Annotated in this window: 13 protein-coding genes; 5 read left to right on the top strand and 8 right to left on the bottom strand. The window is 58.2% G+C overall.

Annotated elements, in window-relative coordinates; translation table 11 throughout:
- Positions 1-2: 2 nt before the first annotated feature.
- Together QEG70_RS00825 and QEG70_RS00820 are read right to left on the bottom strand one after the other, a co-directional pair.
- Positions 3-1,115, bottom strand: coding sequence for a M20 family metallopeptidase (locus QEG70_RS00825; protein WP_308718894.1), 1,113 nt, complete (start codon positions 1,113-1,115; stop codon positions 3-5).
- A gap of 86 nt (positions 1,116-1,201) precedes the next feature.
- Positions 1,202-2,494 carry an MFS transporter gene (locus tag QEG70_RS00820; protein WP_308718893.1) on the bottom strand — a complete coding sequence of 431 codons (1,293 nt, stop codon included), beginning with the start codon at positions 2,492-2,494 and terminating at the stop codon, positions 1,202-1,204.
- 366 nt (positions 2,495-2,860) lie between these two features.
- Here QEG70_RS00820 and QEG70_RS00815 point away from each other — a divergent pair, with 366 nt between their 5' ends.
- Complete coding sequence (locus QEG70_RS00815) at positions 2,861-4,021, top strand: M20 aminoacylase family protein (RefSeq protein WP_308718892.1); 1,161 nt, start codon at positions 2,861-2,863, stop codon at positions 4,019-4,021.
- Between the two features lie 131 nt (positions 4,022-4,152).
- Here QEG70_RS00815 and QEG70_RS00810 read toward each other — a convergent pair whose 3' ends face one another.
- The 3 genes from QEG70_RS00810 to QEG70_RS00800 all read right to left on the bottom strand — a co-directional run bounded on the left by QEG70_RS00810 (position 4,153) and on the right by QEG70_RS00800 (position 8,932).
- Positions 4,153-6,426 carry a TonB-dependent receptor gene (locus tag QEG70_RS00810; protein ID WP_308718891.1) on the bottom strand — a complete coding sequence of 758 codons (2,274 nt, stop codon included), beginning with the start codon at positions 6,424-6,426 and terminating at the stop codon, positions 4,153-4,155.
- 475 nt (positions 6,427-6,901) lie between these two features.
- Positions 6,902-7,207, bottom strand: coding sequence for a M20/M25/M40 family metallo-hydrolase (locus QEG70_RS00805; RefSeq protein ID WP_308718890.1), 306 nt, complete (start codon positions 7,205-7,207; stop codon positions 6,902-6,904).
- A gap of 303 nt (positions 7,208-7,510) precedes the next feature.
- The gene (locus QEG70_RS00800) at positions 7,511-8,932 is read right to left on the bottom strand and encodes a M20 family metallopeptidase (RefSeq protein WP_308718889.1); all 1,422 of its coding nucleotides are present in this window, start codon (positions 8,930-8,932) and stop codon (positions 7,511-7,513) included.
- 208 nt (positions 8,933-9,140) lie between these two features.
- On the opposite strand from QEG70_RS00800, the gene QEG70_RS00795 reads away from it, so the two are divergent.
- The 3 genes from QEG70_RS00795 (at position 9,141) to QEG70_RS00785 (ending at position 13,018) form a co-directional block, all read left to right on the top strand.
- Positions 9,141-10,121, top strand: coding sequence for a LysR family transcriptional regulator (locus QEG70_RS00795; protein WP_308718888.1), 981 nt, complete (start codon positions 9,141-9,143; stop codon positions 10,119-10,121).
- A 243-nt stretch (positions 10,122-10,364) separates the two neighbouring features.
- On the top strand, positions 10,365-10,970 hold the full coding sequence (locus QEG70_RS00790; RefSeq protein ID WP_308718887.1) for a hypothetical protein: 606 nt from the start codon (positions 10,365-10,367) through the stop codon (positions 10,968-10,970).
- Positions 10,971-11,128: 158 nt separating this feature from the next.
- Complete coding sequence (locus tag QEG70_RS00785; protein WP_475704678.1) at positions 11,129-13,018, top strand: ATP-binding cassette domain-containing protein; 1,890 nt, start codon at positions 11,129-11,131, stop codon at positions 13,016-13,018.
- Between the two features lie 17 nt (positions 13,019-13,035).
- On the opposite strand, the gene QEG70_RS00780 is transcribed toward QEG70_RS00785, so the two are convergent.
- Positions 13,036-13,809 (bottom strand): SDR family oxidoreductase, encoded by a 774-nt coding sequence (locus tag QEG70_RS00780; protein WP_308718886.1) that lies wholly within the window; start codon positions 13,807-13,809, stop codon positions 13,036-13,038.
- Between the two features lie 145 nt (positions 13,810-13,954).
- Between QEG70_RS00780 and QEG70_RS00775 the strand changes: the two genes are divergently transcribed.
- Entirely contained in the window at positions 13,955-14,878 is a 924-nt protein-coding gene (locus QEG70_RS00775; RefSeq protein WP_308718885.1) for a LysR family transcriptional regulator, read from the top strand.
- Positions 14,879-14,888: 10 nt separating this feature from the next.
- Here the strand turns inward: QEG70_RS00775 and nhaA are convergent, their stop codons facing one another.
- Positions 14,889-16,040, bottom strand: a complete 1,152-nt coding sequence (gene nhaA / locus QEG70_RS00770; RefSeq protein ID WP_308718884.1) for a Na+/H+ antiporter NhaA — start codon at positions 16,038-16,040, stop codon at positions 14,889-14,891.
- Positions 16,041-16,147: 107 nt separating this feature from the next.
- Positions 16,148-17,737, bottom strand: coding sequence for a cation:proton antiporter (locus QEG70_RS00765; RefSeq protein ID WP_308718883.1), 1,590 nt, complete (start codon positions 17,735-17,737; stop codon positions 16,148-16,150).
- Positions 17,738-17,909 lie beyond the last annotated feature (172 nt).

Here is a 17,909-nt window from a genome sequence, read left to right as displayed (position 1 = left end):
TTCTAGCGCAGCGTTTCAAGCAGTCGGCGCAGGAGTTGCTTGCGGGGCTGGATTGAGGAAATCTGTATATGTTCATGCAACGTATGCGCCCCTGCGCCAACCGGCCCCAATCCATCCAGCGTTGGCACACCGAGTGCTGCGGTAAAATTGCCGTCGCTGCCGCCACCGGATGACACATCACGCAGGTCGATGCCCAGCTCCGCGGCAAGATGCGCTGCATGGTTGAACAGAGCCGAAACACCCGCATCCTTGCCGTAGCCGGGCCGGTTGATGCCCCCCGTTACCGTAACCGTAACATCGGGGTCATAGGCCCGACACGCCAGTATGCGCTCGACAACGGGCATGCCCGTAGCATTGTCGGGCATGCGCATGTCAATCTCCGCCGTGGCTTCTCCCGGCACCACGTTGGCGCCCGTTCCGCCATGAATGATGCCGACATTAACCGTAATGCCACGTGCCGGATCGGTCACGGCTTCCAGATCGAGAATCTGCCGCGCCAGCTCTTTGACCGCACTGCGGCCCTGGGCATGATGCGTGCCCGAATGCGCTGGCCTACCGGCCACATGCAGGCTGAAACGGGCCGTGCCCTTGCGCCCTGTCACCACCTCGCCACCAGGGCGGGCGGGTTCCGTAACCAGAACATAGCGTGCCTTGCGGCCAAGAGTTTCGATAAGGCCGCGTGAGGACGTGCTGCCGATTTCCTCATCCGACACAAAAAGCTGCCGGATCGGCAAGGGGGGCGTGCTTCCTTCGGCAATCAGTTCGCGCCATGCCGCAAGCGCCATGAGCGCGCCGCTTTTCATGTCATAAATACCGGGACCAAAAGCCTGGTCGCCTTCAACACGGCAGGGCAGCTTATGGCTGAGGGTGCCAAGGGGATGCACCGTATCCAGATGGCTCAGCAGAAGGATGCCGGGCCGGGTGCGATCATCATCGGGGGCAAAGACAAGAACGTGGTCCCCATAGCCCTGCGTGCCGGCAAATCGCTCATGGCCCAATCCCGCCCGCCGCGCGGTATCCTGCGCCAGGTCCATCATGCGGTTGACGGCAGCACGATTACTGGTCGGGCTTTCAATTTCAACCCATGATTTTATTTCGTCGAGCAAGGATGTCATGATTTTATCCCGTATGGTTTACTGGCGCAGAACGTCAAATTGTTACGTAAAATCATGATGAGACCAATACAGGCCATCCCATCGGGTCATGACACTTCATGCCCCACACGTTCATGTCCATCTTCCTGTGTGGCAGGCATGCGCCACAGGAACACGAGAGACAGCGAGGAAACGAGCAGCATGCCCACGACAAAGTATATCCATGACAGGTTATTGCCGGTTTTGGAGATCAGCAGCGTGAATATGGGCTGCGCCGTGCCGCCAAAAATGGTGACGCCGAGCGAATAGGACAGGCCGGTGCCAAGCGTGCGCACGCTCATGGGAAACAGATCAGGCAACACGCGCAGGCTGGCCCCGCTTGCCAGGGCATGCAGCGTCATGAGCGCCATCAGCACAACGGTAAACACAAAAGGCGACGGATAGGCCAGCAGGAACATGAAGGCCGGAAAGAACAGAATGCACAGGACCAATCGTGCCAAGAGCGTGATGCCATAGGGATTGTAATGATCACTCAAATACCCCCCCAGCAGCGCGGCCGGAACACCGACCAGGCCAAGGGCGATATTGATCGATATTGCAAAAGTGGCCGGAAAGTGAAGATCGTGGATGGCAAAAATAGTGCCGTAAAGGAAAAAATACTGTGAAATGGTCGCCCCCGCCGTAAGCAGGACGCAAAGGCAGATCCGCCCGGGCATGTGTGTGAAGATATGCCGGATGGTGGCCCCCATGCTGCGCAAGGTCTGGCCAGGCTGAAGCGTTTCATCCACGTTGCGGCGTATCCAGAACCCGACAGGCGCGATGATGGCCCCGAAGATGAAAGGCAGGCGCCACCCCCAGCCCGCAATCTGCGCCGATGACATGGTCAGCCCCAGCGCAATGCCACAGACGCCGGAAATGATCGTGCCGACATGCTGGGTGGCAATCTGCCAGCTTGCCGCAAGACCAATGCGTTCCTGCGCTGAGGATTCGACAAGGAATGCCGTGGTGCTGCCCATTTCGCCGCCAGTGGAAAAACCCTGTATGAGGCGCGCCACCGTCAGCAGGATTGGCGCGGTCAGGCCAATGGTGGCATAGCCCGGCAGCACGCCAATCATGAGGCTGCCCAGCGCCATGAGCCAGATGGTCAGCGTCATGGCCCGCTTGCGCCCGTACTGGTCGGCAAATGCGCCCATCACGACCGCCCCGATCGGACGGGAGAGAAAGCCGATGCCAAAAATGATGGTGGACAGAAGCAGCGCCAGCCCGGGATTGCCTACGGGGAAGTAAACCTGCGATATGATGGTAGAGAACGCAGCATAAACCGTGAAATCATAGAACTCCAGCGTATTTCCGATTGTTGCTGCAACGAGATTATGAATTTTCCTCGACTGACCCTGCAAAACGGCGGCTCCCCTGGATCTTGCGCACGCAATATGATGGCACGCGACGTCTGTTCCGGAAAATAATGATTTATCCTGTTTATAGATTATTTATCTCATTCTTTTATCGTTATGAATATCATCCGGGCGGACACATAATGTTTTTTTGATCCTCTGACCGTGTCTGTTGCCTGAAAACAACAGGAAGCCTGCACTGAATGCCCTAAAACAGAGTGCATTTAAATTTTTCAATGGCTGCCTTCACAGACATGCAGGGCAAACTCATTGCTTGCCTATAACATATGTGAAATACTTTACTTTTCCGTGTGCAATCATGTCGAATGATTCATGCTTGCTTTCAGTATAAATAAAACAGGCCAGGAACGAATGACCCCTCTCGAAAAAATCGGTACCTACCGAAAAGACCTAATGGATATCCGTCATGATTTCCATGCCCACCCTGAAATTGGCATGGAGGAATTCCGCACGTCCGATATTGTTGCCGGCCTGTTGCAAAAATGGGGTATTGCCGTGCATCGGGGCATTGGCGGCACCGGCGTTGTGGGCGTGCTGAAAAATGGCGCCTCGCCTGCCTCCATTGGCCTGCGGGCAGACATGGATGCCCTGGCGATGGATGAACTGGGCGCTGTTCCCTACAAAAGCCAGAACGCAGGCCGAATGCATGCCTGCGAGCATGACGGGCACACGACCATGCTGCTCGGCGCTGCGCGCTACCTGGCGGAAACCCGGCAGTTTGATGGCACTGTCAACTTCATTTTCCAACCTGCGGAAGAAGGGCGCGGGGGCGCGAGCGCCATGATACGTGATGGCCTGTTCGAGGATTTTCCCTGCGATCATATTTTTGGCATGCATAACTGGCCCGGCCTGGACGTGGGAAAATGCGCCATCAATACCGGGCCTGTCATGGCGGGAGGCGGTTTTTTTGAAATTCTGGTCAAAGGCAAGGGCTCTCATGCCGCCCGCCCCGAAAGTTCCATCGATCCGATGCTGACGGCCTGCCACATCATTACCGCGCTGCAATCCGTTGTTTCACGCAATATTCCCGCATCAAAGGAAGCCATCATCAGCGCAACCCGCATTGAAGGAGGGCATGCCTCAAACGTTATACCGGATTCCGTTACCATCAGCGGCACGTTGCGCTGCCTCGACACAGAGGTGCTACATCTGATCCGCGAGCGCATGAAGGACATCGCAACAGGCATTGCCAATGCTTTTGGCGCCACGATCGAGATTTCTTATCCGGTCGAGTTCCTGCCTACCGTCAATGATCCTGCCAGCACCGATATGATGATCCGGGCTGCAAGCAGTATTTGCGGCGCCAGCAACGTGAAATGCGATATGGAACCGGTCATGGCATCAGAAGATTTCAGCTATATGCTGCACAAGGTGCCGGGGGCCTATATGTGCCTTGGCAATGGCGCAAGCCAGATGCTGCATCACCCGGAATACAACTTCAATGATGAAGCCCTGGTTTACGGCGCTTCCATTCTGGCTGAAATCACCGAGCAGGGGCTGCCTGCCAGATAACTCAATCCTGTAATCCCTGCCTTGCCCGTTCGACGTGCAAGGCAGGGTCATTGTTATTTTTTACTTCAGTCGGCGTGTATTGTTTCATAAAATATCGTGCGGCCTGTCTTGATGGTGGTTAAACCTGTTTTTCAGTACTGGAAGCCAAAGCGGCCACCGACAAAACGCGGCGTGCCCGGAATCCAGAAATAGGTGGTCGTCGCCATGCCGCCCGTTGTGTAGTAATCGCGATTGAGCAGATTGGTCGCATAGACAGACACCGTCCACGGCCCCTTGGTGGGCTTGAAGGTCGCATGCGCCCCCAGCAGGAAATAGGCTGGCAGATGATAACCATAAGTATTCAGGCCACCAGGAATCATGGCCTGCTGCCCACGATACATCCAGTCAACACCCACTTCCCAGGTATAACGGTTTCCAAACGCCTTGCGGCGGTAATCTGCCGTGCCATTGAGCGTAAGTTTCGGAATACCTGAATCCGTGTTGTTATAGCTCATGTAAACTGGCGACCATGCCCCCGTCGAGGCATATTGGGCATTGGTTGCGCTCAGGTTGACGCTCTGGAACTTCTGGTATTCACCCCGTTCGTAACCTAGGTTCTGCGTAACATACACATTTTTGAACGGATGGATCTGCGCCGTGAATTCAATGCCCCAGATCTGGGATTTGGGCACGTTGATGTAGCGGCCAAGCGGGCCGTAGCTTGGCACCACGTAATAACCGAGAATCTGCTGGTCATGATAATCGTAATAAAAAGCCGATGCATTGAGGCGAAAACGGTTGGGAATCAGATCCGCCTTGAAACCGACTTCATAATCCAGAACCGTTTCAGGCTTCATGGGTTCGAGCTGGGCCTGGACAACCGTATTGTTGGCCGTAAAGCCACCGGGCTTGAAGCCCTTGCTGATCTTGAAATACGCCATGAAGTCTTTTGTGGCCTGCCACTGCACACCAATCACGCCTGAAAACTGGTTGGTGGCCGAACCCGAATTCTGGAAAATTTCTTTCTGCGTGGTGGGCTGGTAGATGGTACCGCTTGCAAAATGCGTAGTGGCAAGATGCACGAGTTGCCGGTCATCGGCCTCGTGGTTGATCCCGCCAAACAGCGTGACATGATGGGGAAAACGGTAGGAAAGATGGGCAAACTGATCAAATGTCTGTTGGTTCTGCCCAAAACTTGTCAGTGATATGTAACCGCGCTTGGGCACGTAATCGGTAAAGTCAAACCACATCTGCTGCTCGGAGCGGACCCGGTTGTAATGCATGCCCACCAGCCACTGGAAACGGGAGTCACGCTTGATGTTGCGCAGTTGCACTTCCTGCGAGAAGGAATTGGCCGTGATGTTGCGATACGTGTCGCCTGAGCCAAGCGCCGTGGCGTCGGCATCGGTGTATTCACCCTCGCGCTCGGTTTCATAGGCGCTGATGCTCTTGAATTCCGCAAAACCGAGATTGCGCGTGAATTTAACATCCGCCCCCCACATGGTATTATGTTCGCTGGGCTGTAGGCTGGCACTGCGCCCGATCATCTTCGCAAACTGGGGGCGTATGTCCCATTCCGCCTCTTTGTAAGGCATGCCATTGCCCAGCAGGTCCCGGTCTGCGTGGCCATAAAGGCTGTCAATGGCCGGGCGCCCCGTTACCACCTCCGAGTCATCCTGCATCCAGTGGCCCGTGATCATGACGGTAGTCTTGTCGTCTGGCGTCCATTTGATCTTGCCCCTGATCGCGCCTTCATCGGCATCGCCCAGGCGCTGGTTAGTATAGGGGTTTGTCTGCCATCCGCCGCCATGCATGGTCTGCGCTGCAAGGCGGAAGGAGAGGTTTTTGGTAATGGGGCCGGAAATGAACATGTCGGTCCGGCTGCGCGCGTAGCTGGCAATATCTTCCATCACGCCGCCATGCCACGTACTGGTCGGGTCAGCCGTGCGGATCATGACCTCGCCGCCCGTATCCGCCTGGCCATGCTCGGTGCCGACCGGACCGGGATTGATATCGACACCCGCGAGATCAAACATCATGCCCGATGCCATTGTCGAAAGTGGATAGACCACATCATCGACATAGGTCATGACGGACTGGGTGTTATTCTGTGTCAGATCCTGCATGCCGACGCCACGAATGTAGAAGTTCGTGGTCGCGCCGCCATTTTCACTCTGGATCGTGACGTTGGGGGCGAGGTTCTGCAGGTCGGTAATGCCGACCACGCCTTTCTGGCGGATCAGGTCGGGAGTGAGATGCGTGGCTGAATCAGCCTGATGCTGTGCAGTGACGAATTTGAAGGGTGAACGCGCCTGGACAACCGATATCGCTTCCGGTTTGGGCGGAGGCGGCGGTTTTTGTGGCGTGGCGGGCGTATTCTGTGTCGATATTGGCGCGCCATGATGCACAGGCCCGCGTTTTTGCATTTTGCCTGCGGTGACTGTCTGGGCATGAGATGTTGACCACAAGGAAGTGCCCAGCAACAAAGCGGAAACCACACGCATCCTATACCGGGAACGGAATATACCCCTGCCCCCAGTTTCTTTGTACGGTATACCAGTTTTCATCACCATTTCCTTAATGAGATGTTTGAATACCCATCAATTCAGCGTTGCTTCTCGTAACTGTATTTTACAATTATCGACTGAATATATTCCCTTTCATTTTGTTTCTGATGGAAATTACCAGTTTCTATGGAACCATAAATATACATGAAAAATTACTTTGAACAAATTCGGTATACAGAGATAATAGAAGTAATATACAGTAATTCAGTATAAAAATATTCTTAAATCGAAATCAATAAAGTTTTAAGCCTGATTTTATATTTTAGGGTCTTATGGCAAAAAAAGCACAACAGGCAAATCCAGCCCTGTACGCCTTGCATGATATTTATTACGTTCAGCCCCCATATCCCACCGGTAGTGTCCGCTCCACAAGGCTGGCCAGAATGGCCGCTCCATAGGGAATGGAAGCATCATTGAAGTCATAGGACGGGTTATGCAGGGGCGCGCTCTCTCCATTCCCCACCCGCAGGTACGCGCCCGGCACGCGTTCGAGCATGAAGCTGAAATCTTCAGACCCCATGACCGGGGTGGTTATGCGCGCCACCTTTCCCGCCCCCATGACCATTTCGGCCGCATCCGCCGCAAAGATCGATTTTTCAGGGTTATTGTATAAAGGCGCGAAATATATCCTAGGCTGCATGACCGCCGTGGCGCCAAAGGCTTCGGCAATGGTGGCGGCTCGGCACGCAGGCCGATCGTGCCCGCGCCATTGCCCGCGCGAAGCACGCCCACCACCCCGGTGCGGCCAATGCCGCGATGCACCTCGATTCCAAGAGACTCAAGCGCGCTGGCAACCGCCTCGGATGTACGATGCTCCTCAAGCCCGAGTTCGGAGTGCGCGTGAATATTGCGGCGGAATGCTTCAAGAAACGATCTATCGTGTGTAATTTCGCCCAGCACTGTCATCATCATTTCCTTTCGCTACGGGTGCCGCAGTGGCACATCAGGCCGCTTCAGGCTCTTGCAGGGCAGGCCCGACCTCAGGCGGAATGGAACTGACATAAGGCGTAACCGCCAGGCGGTCGGCATGATCCTTCTTGGCCCGCAGCAGCAGCGCCTCATCGCTCAGCAGGTCAACCGCCGTGGCGGCCATGACCTTGGCCACATGCACCATGCCCTTATGCGCCACCGACGACTTGCCCTGCGCGGTCATCTGCCACGAATGCAGTTGCGTGCCGATGGCGCAGGTCGCGCCAAATGCCTGCACGGTTGGCACGGTCCAACTGACATCGCCCACATCGGTTGACCCGATCGAGGCACGCGTGTCGGAAAACGGCAGGATGAAATCACACAACGGCGTGTCAGGCCTGGGTTGCAGGCCCACATGGCGGAAAGCGGAAATGATGTCGCCTGGCGGAAAGGTTTTTTGCATTTCGCGGGCGAAGGCACGATCCGCATTATCAAAAATCGGGGGGCCGAGGCGTTCGAGATTGGCCTGCATGGCCTGCTCGAGCGGGGGACAGGTCAGCAGGTTGGCCATGCTGCTGACAATCTGCTCTTCAACCGTCGTCTCGGTCATCATGGCCGCGCCACGGGCAACCTTGCGCACCCGCTCGGCGAGTTCGAGCATGTCGCCCAGTTCCAGCGCGCGCACCGTATAGCGGATCACCGTCTTCGACTGCACGACATTGGGCGCCGTGCCTCCCGCATCAAGATAGGCATAGTGAATGCGCGATGTAGGCAGCATGTGTTCGCGCAGGTAGTTGACGCCCACATTCAGCAATTCCGCTGCATCAAGGGCCGAGCGCCCCAGAAACGGCGCCGCCGCCGCATGCGCCGCCTTGCCGTGGAAAGTGAAATCCATGCGGATATTGGCCAGCGAGGTGGGCGGAAACACGCCGGCAAAGCATGTTGGGTGCCATGACACGGCGGCATCCACATCATCAAACACGCCCGCGCGCACCATGAAGCTCTTGCCCGCGCCGCCTTCTTCCGCCGGGCAGCCATAATACCGCACGCGGCCGGGCTGTCCGGTTTCGGCCAGCCAGTTCTTGACAGCCGTAGCCGCAAGCAGCGCGGCCGAGCCGAGCAGGTTATGCCCGCAGGCATGGCCATTGCCGTTACCGGGCAGGGGCTCGTGCTCCATCACGCCCGCTGCATTGCTCAGGTTTGGCAGGGCATCATATTCGCCCAGAAACGCAATGACAGGCCCCCCCTCCCCCGCTTCGCCCATGACGGCGGTGGGCAGGCCACCCACGTTGCGCGTTACGCGAAATCCTTCATCTTCCAGCGCTTTCGTGTGCAGGGCGCAGGACTTGAACTCCCCATAATTCAGTTCAGGCACCTCCCATACGGAATCACTGAGCCGGATCAGCGGCGCGGCATGGCGATCAACGAAGCTCCAGATGGCATCGGCATTTTTCATGATATGATTTTACCTCGCAGGCGTTACAGACATCGTGCAGGCATGTGGCAAACTCGGGCGCAACCGGCACCTCAGGCAGACAGGGCCTTCATCTCCACAAATCGTTTCATGTCCGATATATAAGTTTCACGAGATAAAGGTGTTGGGAAAGCGAAATGATGTTATAGGCTGTCAACCACATGGTTGACGCAAAAGAGGCCTGGTCTTTATGTCACAACCACCACTCAGCAGTGTACAACTTGGGCGACTCCTGAAATTCCGCCATTTTCGCTTGCTTGAAATGCTCGATACCACCCGCAGCATGCGCCGCGCGGCTGAACAACTCGGGATCAGCACGGCGGCTGTCTCGAAAAGCTGCCTCGAAATCGAATCAATCCTTGGTGAGAAACTGTTCAAACGCGATGGCGGCTGCCTCGTGCCCACACCGGTGCTGAAACGCATCGTCACCACCGCACGGCGCATGGATACGGAACTGCGCCTTCTGAGCAATGATCTTTCAAAAATAAAGGGCACGCTTTACGGCAGCGTGCGGATCGGGTTCCAGGCCCCGATCATGGAGGCCATCCTCCCCCGCCTGTTTGCAGAGATAAAACGCGAGCAGCCATTCCTCACGCTGACAATCGAATATGGCATGCGCGCGCGCCTGATCACGGACCTTGAAACCAAACGCATCGATTTCATTTTCATTGACCTGCTTGGCGTTGAATCGCGCTTCCGGCTCAATACCCACCCGCTGGGCTATGACCGCTCCATTATCGTAACCCCTGATGGCATCATGGAATTCAGCGATGTTCTTGCCAACTGGGACCAGTATGTGGATGAAGTCTGGATCGTGCCCTACCAGGGCATGGCCATGCGCGACAAATTCGATTCCATTCTCGTTGCCCGGGGGCTGCGCGCACCTGAACGGCTGATTGAAATAAGCACCCCCGTGCTCCTTAACGAGATGCAGGCCGCCTGTGGCGCGGTGGCTCTCGTGCCACAATCGCTGCAACCCGCACACCTGCCCAAAATAGCTGGCACGCCAAAGGACAGCACCCTGCTCAACACCATTGTCATGGAAATTGGCGTCGTGTGGTCCAATGATGCGCAACTCAGCGCGCAATCGCTTTTTGTCCTCAACAAGATATTATCATATCAATATGAAGAAGATAACGCGCAGGCTGCCTGCGTGAAAACGCAGCCCTGAACTCTTCCGCTCCGGGGCAGCCTGCCGCCCGATTCCTGCTGGCTCGGCCACGCAACCGTGCCCAAAGCCGCACCTTGAAACAGGCGGCAGCCGGGAATCCACATTTTTATCAATAGGTTAGTTTAAAATTTCTTTAAACCTGCCCTTTCAGACCGTCTCTAAAACATTAAATGGATATTACAGTTAGAATTTGTCGCTCGTTAAAAAAAATCTTTTCCTGACTTTATGTCAGCACCAAATTAGATGAATATAACATACAGGAGAGAGATTATGTTCAAACATTTTGATGAAAAGTTCAAAAAAGATCAAAATTCATGCAAAAAAGAAAATAATACCGATACATTCCTTATAGATATTTCAGAAAGTCTATGCCGTCTGTTTAAAAAATATGGTGGAGACTCGTTTAACGGTGGTTTGTACAGAATTGCAAAACCGGAAGACATAAAGACATGGTCAGAACGCATTTGCGAGGCATTCCCCGCTTTCGAAAAAACAATGATATGCTTTGGATATGATTGGCTCGGCAGGGCATTTGCAACCGAAAACCCAGAAAAAGGCGATCATATATTGCTGCTTGAACCAGAAACAGGCGATGTATTCAATATTGAAGGTGATATTATTTCATTCCACAATGACGAACTGGTAAGATATGGCGATGCTACACTGGCAGAAGGTTTCTTCGCAGAATGGCAGACAGCAACTGGTTTATCATTGAAATACAATGAATGCGTTTCCTATAAAATACCCCCATTCCTGAGCGGAAAGGATGAGATCGATAATTTATACGTAGAAGATATTGACGTCTCCTGGAATATTATTGGTCAAATCCTAAACAGGATACGTGGATAAAAAATAAACACCATTGAGCCTCTGCGCGTAAATTGCATGGCGTTCACCGGACTGGTGTCTTGCAAGGCGCGCGGCTTTGAAAAAAACAGACGATGTGCGAAAACCTTTTTATACAACAAGTTATTTTCAAAAAGCTTTTTATCGGGAGCACAGACTGATTGAACGCTGAAACCGAACCCTCACGCCCGTCTTCGCCCCGGCTGCACAGGCCGTGGTCCATGCGGCTCAGGCGGCGCTTTGGTGTGTATGCCCATGTGCCACGCATGTTCCGCCAGATATGGCGGTGCAGCCCGGCGCTGACGGTGGCCAGCATCTGCCTGCGGCTGGTGCAGGCCATACAGCCGCCGCTGGCGCTGTATCTGGGCAAGCTTATTGTTGATGAGGTCATTCACCTTGGCGGCCATGCCATGCCCACAGGCTCACTGGCCGACTGGGCGCTGCATGGCCCGGCAATGCGGCTGGAACTCTGGATCGCGCTGGAATTCGCGCTCATCATCCTGTCCGACCTGACATCACGCGCCATCTCGCTGGTCGATGGGCTGCTCAATGAGCGCTACATCAATTCGGTCAGCCTGGCGCTGATGGAACATTCCGCAACACTCGACCTGCAGCAGTTCGAATCAAGCGCATTGCAGGACCTGCTCGAGCGCGCGCGCCGCCAGGCCTCGGGGCGCAACAACCTGCTGGTGCAACTGTTCAACATTGCCCAGACCACGGTCACGGCGCTGGTGCTGGCGGCGGGTGTCATGGCGTTTGCACCGTGGCTGGTGGTGGTGCTGCTCATCGCCCTGCCACCCGCCGCCGCGGGGGAAGCGCATTTCAATGCCGAGGGCTACCGCCTGATCCGCGCCAAGACCGCCGAACGCCGCGAGATGGAATATCTGCGCCACGTCGGCTCCAGCGCGGAACATGCCAAAGAACTCAAGCTGTTTGGCCTTGGCGGCTTTCTGGTCGGGCGCTTCAGCGCGGCTGCGGCAACCGTGCTGGAACAGAACCGCAAACTGGCGCTGCGCCGGTTTGCATGGAGCGGGGCGTTCGCCGCCATCGGCTCGGTGGCGTATTACGGCGTCTATATCGTGATTGTGTGGGATACGGTGCGCGGGCACTTTTCGGTGGGTGACCTGACCTTTCTGTCAGGCTCGTTCCTGCGGCTGCACGGGCTGCTGTCGAGCCTGCTGCTGGGCGTAACGCAGACCGCCAGCCAGGCGCAGTATCTCGATGATTTCTTCACTTTTCTCGACCTGCGCCCGGCCATTCTCTCCCCGCCCGTGACAGTACCCTTCCCCTCGCCCATCCGCCACGCCGTCCGCTTCGAAAACGTGGGCTTCCGCTACCCCGGCACGGACAGGTGGGCCCTGCGCGGCCTCGACCTGCATATCGGCGCGGGCGAGACGGTGGCGCTGGTGGGCGAGAACGGTGCGGGCAAGACCACCATCGTCAAGCTGCTCACCCGGCTTTACGAACCCGATGAGGGGCGGATTACGGTTGATGGTGTTGACCTGCGCGACATGGACCTTGCCGACCTGCGCGCCCATATCGGCGTGATCTTTCAGGATTTCATCCGCTACAGCCTCACCGCATCGGAAAACATTGCCGTGGGCCGCATCGAAGCGCTTGATGACACCGCGCGCATTACCGCTGCCGCCCATGAGGGGCTGGCCGATGATGTGCTGGCCAAGCTGCCCATGGGCCTTGACCAGCCTCTGGGCAAGCGTGTGGCGAAGGGGCGCGAACTGTCAGGTGGCGAGTGGCAGAAAATCGCCATATCACGCGCCTACATGCGCGATGCCGACCTGCTGATCCTTGATGAGCCGACCTCAGCCCTTGATGCCCGGGCCGAGACCGATGTGTTCGAGCGCCTGCGCGCCCTGCGCTGCGGCAAGGCGGCGCTGGTCATCTCGCACCGTTTCTCCACCGTGCGCACGGCAGACCGCATCGTGGTGCTCGAACACGGGCGCGTGCTGGAGGCAGGCACGCATGAACAGCTTCTGGCCCATGGCGGGCGTTATGCGGAACTGTTTGAATTACAGGCGGCGGGGTATCAGTAGCCCCCGCCGCCCGCGGCCTACTTGGTGGTGTAACCGCCATTGACCAGAATGGTCTGGCCGGTCATCCACCACCCTTCCGATACGATGAAACGGATATAGGGGGCTATATCCTCGATCTCGGTCAGGCCGGTCCGGCTGAAGGGGGAAAGCGCTGCGGCAGACTTGTGGTAGGCCACGGCCTCGGGCGCTTCCTGCCCGTAGAAGAAAGGCGTATCCATCGGGCCCGGCCCGATCGCGTTGACCGAAATGCCACGCGCGCCATATTCCTTCGATGCCGCGCGGGTAAAGTGCTCAACCGCTGCTTTCGAGCCCGCATAGGTGGAATAGAACGGCGTGTACGCCCCGAGCAGCGAGGTCACGAGGGTGAGCAGCTTGCCGTTATCGTTGAGGTGAATGCCCGCTTCCTTGATGAAGAAATACGCAACCCTTGTATTGATCGCGAACATGGCATCGAACTCGGCCTCGGTCGTCTCGGCAATCGGCTTCTTGAGCACCTGGCCCACGGTATTGATGGCAATGTCGGGACGGCCGATAGCGGCCACCGTATCGGCAAACAGCTTGGCCACTGCGCCATTTTCGGTCAGGTCGGCCTGAAAGGCCACGGCATGCACGCCAGCAGCCTTCAGCGCCGCCAGTGTTTTCTCGGCCTCGGGCTTTGCGGCGGCGCTGTGGTAGTGAATGGCAATGGCCTTTGCGCCATGGGCCGCAAGGTCACGGGCCACGAGCGCGCCAAGGTTCTTGGCCCCACCTGTTATTAGAACCGTCTTACCCTTGATCGTGTGATCTACCATGTCGAGCCTCCGTTCATGCGTGGCAAGCGCGGGTGGCGCTTTTGCTCCCTGCACAGTATCAGCTAGGATCAGGCTATAAAGTTCCCACTCCTGACAACACCTGTCAGGATTGACGAACAAACACCCAATGCATGCCGGGGTTGCCGTGGACCGTATCGACCTGTTCCGTATCTTCACCCGCGTGGTGGAAACCGCCAGCTTTACCCGTGCTGCCGATACGCTCAGCATGCCGCGCTCCTCGGTCTCGGCCGCCATACAGGAACTCGAGAACCGGCTGGGCACGAGGCTGCTTGCCCGCACCACCCGCTCCGTCACCCCCACGCCTGATGGCACCGCCTTCTATGAGCACTGCGTGCGGCTGGTCACGGATGTGGAGGAAGCCGAAACCCTGTTCCGCAAGGACCGCACCGCACCGCGTGGCCTGCTGCGCGTGAACCTGCCCGGGCGCATCGGGCGGCTGATCGTGGCCCCTGCCCTGCCCGCCTTTTTGCGCGACTACCCTGATATCGACATCGAACTTGGCGTCAGCGACCGCACCGTAAACCTGATCGAGGACGGGATTGACTGCGTGCTGCGTGTCGGCCCGCTGGCGGACTCAGCGCTGATTGCACGGCAGTTGGGCGAGTTGCCGCTCGTCAACGTGGCCAGCCCCGCCTATCTGGCCCGCAAGGGCACGCCCCGCACGCCTGCCGACCTGCCGCTGCACGAGGCCGTGCGCTATGCCTCCCCCGCCACCGGCCGGGTCGAGGCATGGGAATGGATGGCGGGCGGCACGGTACAGAGTTTGCAGATGCCGGGCCGGGTTACGGTCAACAGCGCCGAAGCCCTCGTGGCCTGCGCCCTGGCCGGGCTGGGGCTGATACAGGTGCCCGCCTATGACGTGCGCCACCATGTTGCCGCGGGCGAACTCATTGATGTCATGCCCGACTGGCGGCCCGAACCCATGCCCATGGCGTTGCTCTACCCACACCGCCGCCATCTGTCGCGCCGGGTGCAGGTATTTGCCGACTGGCTTGCAACGCTGCTTGCGGCAGCAATGCAGGGACACGCCAGCGAGGCGAATGGATAAAGTAAACGTTTTATGATGGCCTGCCCCCGAACCGCAGCCACACCCAACCCGACAGCGCCGCAACAAGGGAGCCCGCGTAGATGCCCAGCTTCGCAGTCCCCACCACAGCAGGGTCCATAAAGGCAAGGCTTGCAATGAACAGGCTGATGGTAAAGCCAATGCCACACAAGAGCGAAAGCCCGAACAGCATGTGCCGCGGGGTTGCCTCCGGCACGCTTGCCACCCCCAGCCTGACCGCCAGCATGCTCGCGCCAAAAACGCCCACGGGCTTGCCCACCACCAGCCCCAGCGTGACCCCAAGCGGCACGGGCGCCAGCAACATGCCCATATGCGCCCCCGCAAGCGACACGCCTGCATTGAGGAAGCCAAACAGCGGCAGCACCCCCCATGTCACAACCGCATTCAGCCCCGGTCGCGCCAGCGCGGCAGGCAGGCACGCGCCAATCGCCACACCCGCCAGCGTTGGCTGCACGCCCGCGCGCACGCACAGGCCCCATAACAGCACGCCACCCAGCCCATAAACGCCAGCGTTGACCACCCCGCAACAACGGGCCACAACCAACCCCGCCAGCACCATGCCTGCACCTGCGAGCGCGGGCCAGCAGGGCGCGGAACCGTAAAAGATCGCAATCACCCCGATGCCCAGCAGGTCATCAAACACGGCCAGCGCCATGAGCCACACCCGTGCCGCAGGGGCCACGCGCGCGCCCAGCAGCAGGATGATGGGCAGGGTAAAGGCGGCATCGGTCGCAATCGGTACGGCCCATCCGCGCGCCGCCTCCGCCGTGCCACGGGTTACAACAGCGTAAATGAGTGCCGAAACCACCATGCCGCCTAGCGCGCCAATCAGCGGCAGGGCGACCTTGCGGGGTGAGGAAAGATGGCCATCGCTGATTTCGTGCCGGATTTCGAGGATGATGGTCAGGAAAAACAGCGCCATCAATCCCTCGGACACCCAAGCACTCAAGGTGCGTGGCCCCTGCGCGCCCAGCATGGCAACGCTGAACGGGCAATGCGCTACCGCCCCGTAAGCCCCGGCCCAGGGCGAATTGGCCAGCCCGAAGCCCAGAACGGAGGCCAGCAGCAACGCGCACGCACCCCCTGCGGGGGAACATAAGAAAGCCCGCAGGCGCTGTGGCAGGAGAGTGGTCGGAACGGTCATCTGGCTGTCATTGCACCCGAATGCTGCCGGATTGCAATAAGCTGCCCGCCGCGCACCTACTGGCGCAAACCATTCAGAATTTTTTGGCGAAGCTGATTGAAACCTACTCAGATCAGAGCCCCTTCCGCCGTCATCTGCTGCAAATCGAGTTCATGCTCAAGCTGGTGCAGCACGGCATCATGGATCTCGCCACTGCGGTGCAGGCGCAGCAATTCGGCGCGGCCCGCCTTTATGGTGGCCAGCAGGGCACGGTAATGGGCATCCTGCCGCCCCTGCAGGGCCTCCTGTTCATGGCTGAAACGCTCGGCCAGCTCCGCGCGGTAGGCATATTGCTCAAGCAGGCGGTCATGCACCAGTTGCCCATCCGCGTCATAGGCCAGATGCTGCATGACACGCTCCTGCACGCGGGCGATCAGCGCGCGCGCCTGCGATACCGACAGGTACTGCCGCTGCCCTGCCACCTGCCCGCGCGCGCCCTCCGTCATGCGGATCAGCCAGCCAATGGTGGTGCCCTGCCCCAGCACGGTGGCCAGAATGACCACGAAGGTCGCGATCTGCATGATGTCACGCTCGGGCATGCCCTCGGGCAGCGCCAGCACGATGGCCAGGCTGACCACGCCACGCATGCCACACCACCCCATGACCGCAACATAGGTCAGATACCCCCGCATGCCCGGCCGCCGTGATGGCGGCACGCAGGCGATGCGCAGCCCCTCGGTCAGGGCCATCCACACAAAGCGCGAGATCATGACCGCCAGCACAATGCCCATGACGGGACCAAACACATCCTGCGCCACCCAGCCCGTGCCCCTGTGGCGCAGCACGATGGCATGCAGCGCCATGCCGATCAGCACAAAGACAAGGGATTCGAACAGGAACACCAGCACTTCCCACACCGCCGCCCAGCGCAGGCGCTCATCGGCGCTGAACACGTCATGCTGCCGCCACCCCAGCACCAGCCCCGCCACAACCGTGGTGATGACCCCCGACGCCCCGAGCCATTCCCCCCCGATATAGGCCACCCAAGGCAGCAGCAGCGTCATGGTAATGCTCAGGATCCGGTCGCGCACCCGGCGCAAAAGCCTGATCCACAACCACCCCAGCCCGCCGCCGAGCACCAGCCCGCCCATGGCCAGCCACGCAAAGGTGACGGTGGCATGCACAAGGCTGAACGAGCCGGTCAGCACCGCAACGGTGGCAAAGCGGTAGATGACGAGGCTCGCCGCATCATCGAGCAGGCTTTCGCCTTCCAGCAGCGTCGTGATCCGCTCCGGCAGGACCACGTGCTTGAGCACGGCCTTGGCCGCTACCGCATCGGGCGGGGCGACAATGGCGCCCAGCACGAAACACCCCGCCCACGGCAAGGAGGGAATGAGCCAGTGCGCGGCCAGCCCCACGGCAAACGTGGTGAACGCAACGCCCCCCACCGCAAGTTGCAGGATGCCAAACAGATGCACACGAAACGCATGCCAGACCGAAAAATACGCCCCCGCCAGCAAAAGCGGCGGCAGGAACACGATCAGCACGAGGTCAGGGTCGATTTCAAGCACCGGCAGGCCGGGGGCGAGTGCTATGGCAATACCACCCAGCACAAGGGCTGCGGCCGGCGGCAGGCGCATCTTGCGCGCGGCAAGTTCCAGCCCGACGATGAGCACGATCAGCATGAGGATATACTCAAAGCGCGCTACATTGGACATGAATGCCATACCTGTCTCAGCCGGGCCTGCCCCTTTAACGCACAGGCCGGGCCATCGGTATCTGACAAAATATTCATGCCCATGAACGACAATAATTCATGTCTTTTTGGTGTCGTGTCGCGCCCCTCAATCAGTCATGACCGCATGAATGAAATAAAATACCGACACCGCC

This window comes from Komagataeibacter xylinus, from assembly GCF_031081985.1.
In the GTDB taxonomy this organism is placed as follows: Bacteria; Pseudomonadota; Alphaproteobacteria; order Acetobacterales; family Acetobacteraceae; genus Komagataeibacter; species Komagataeibacter xylinus_E.
Note: the sequence above shows the minus strand (reverse complement) of the source record. Positions and strands in the feature narration are given on the sequence as shown.

What these genes read in the sequence shown, in the direction of transcription:
- QEG70_RS00795 (WP_308718888.1), top strand. Translation starts at nt 9,141, where the DNA reads ATGTCACAACCACCACTCAGCAGTGTACAACTTGGGCGACTCCTGAAA.
- QEG70_RS00825 (WP_308718894.1), bottom strand. Translation starts at nt 1,115, where the DNA reads ATGACATCCTTGCTCGACGAAATAAAATCATGGGTTGAAATTGAAAGC.
- QEG70_RS00805 (WP_308718890.1), bottom strand. Translation starts at nt 7,207, where the DNA reads ATGCAGCCTAGGATATATTTCGCGCCTTTATACAATAACCCTGAAAAA.
- QEG70_RS00790 (WP_308718887.1), top strand. Translation starts at nt 10,365, where the DNA reads ATGAATATAACATACAGGAGAGAGATTATGTTCAAACATTTTGATGAA.
- QEG70_RS00810 (WP_308718891.1), bottom strand. Translation starts at nt 6,426, where the DNA reads ATGCAAAAACGCGGGCCTGTGCATCATGGCGCGCCAATATCGACACAG.
- nhaA (WP_308718884.1), bottom strand. Translation starts at nt 16,040, where the DNA reads ATGACCGTTCCGACCACTCTCCTGCCACAGCGCCTGCGGGCTTTCTTA.
- QEG70_RS00800 (WP_308718889.1), bottom strand. Translation starts at nt 8,932, where the DNA reads ATGAAAAATGCCGATGCCATCTGGAGCTTCGTTGATCGCCATGCCGCG.
- QEG70_RS00815 (WP_308718892.1), top strand. Translation starts at nt 2,861, where the DNA reads ATGACCCCTCTCGAAAAAATCGGTACCTACCGAAAAGACCTAATGGAT.
- QEG70_RS00765 (WP_308718883.1), bottom strand. Translation starts at nt 17,737, where the DNA reads ATGTCCAATGTAGCGCGCTTTGAGTATATCCTCATGCTGATCGTGCTC.
- QEG70_RS00780 (WP_308718886.1), bottom strand. Translation starts at nt 13,809, where the DNA reads ATGGTAGATCACACGATCAAGGGTAAGACGGTTCTAATAACAGGTGGG.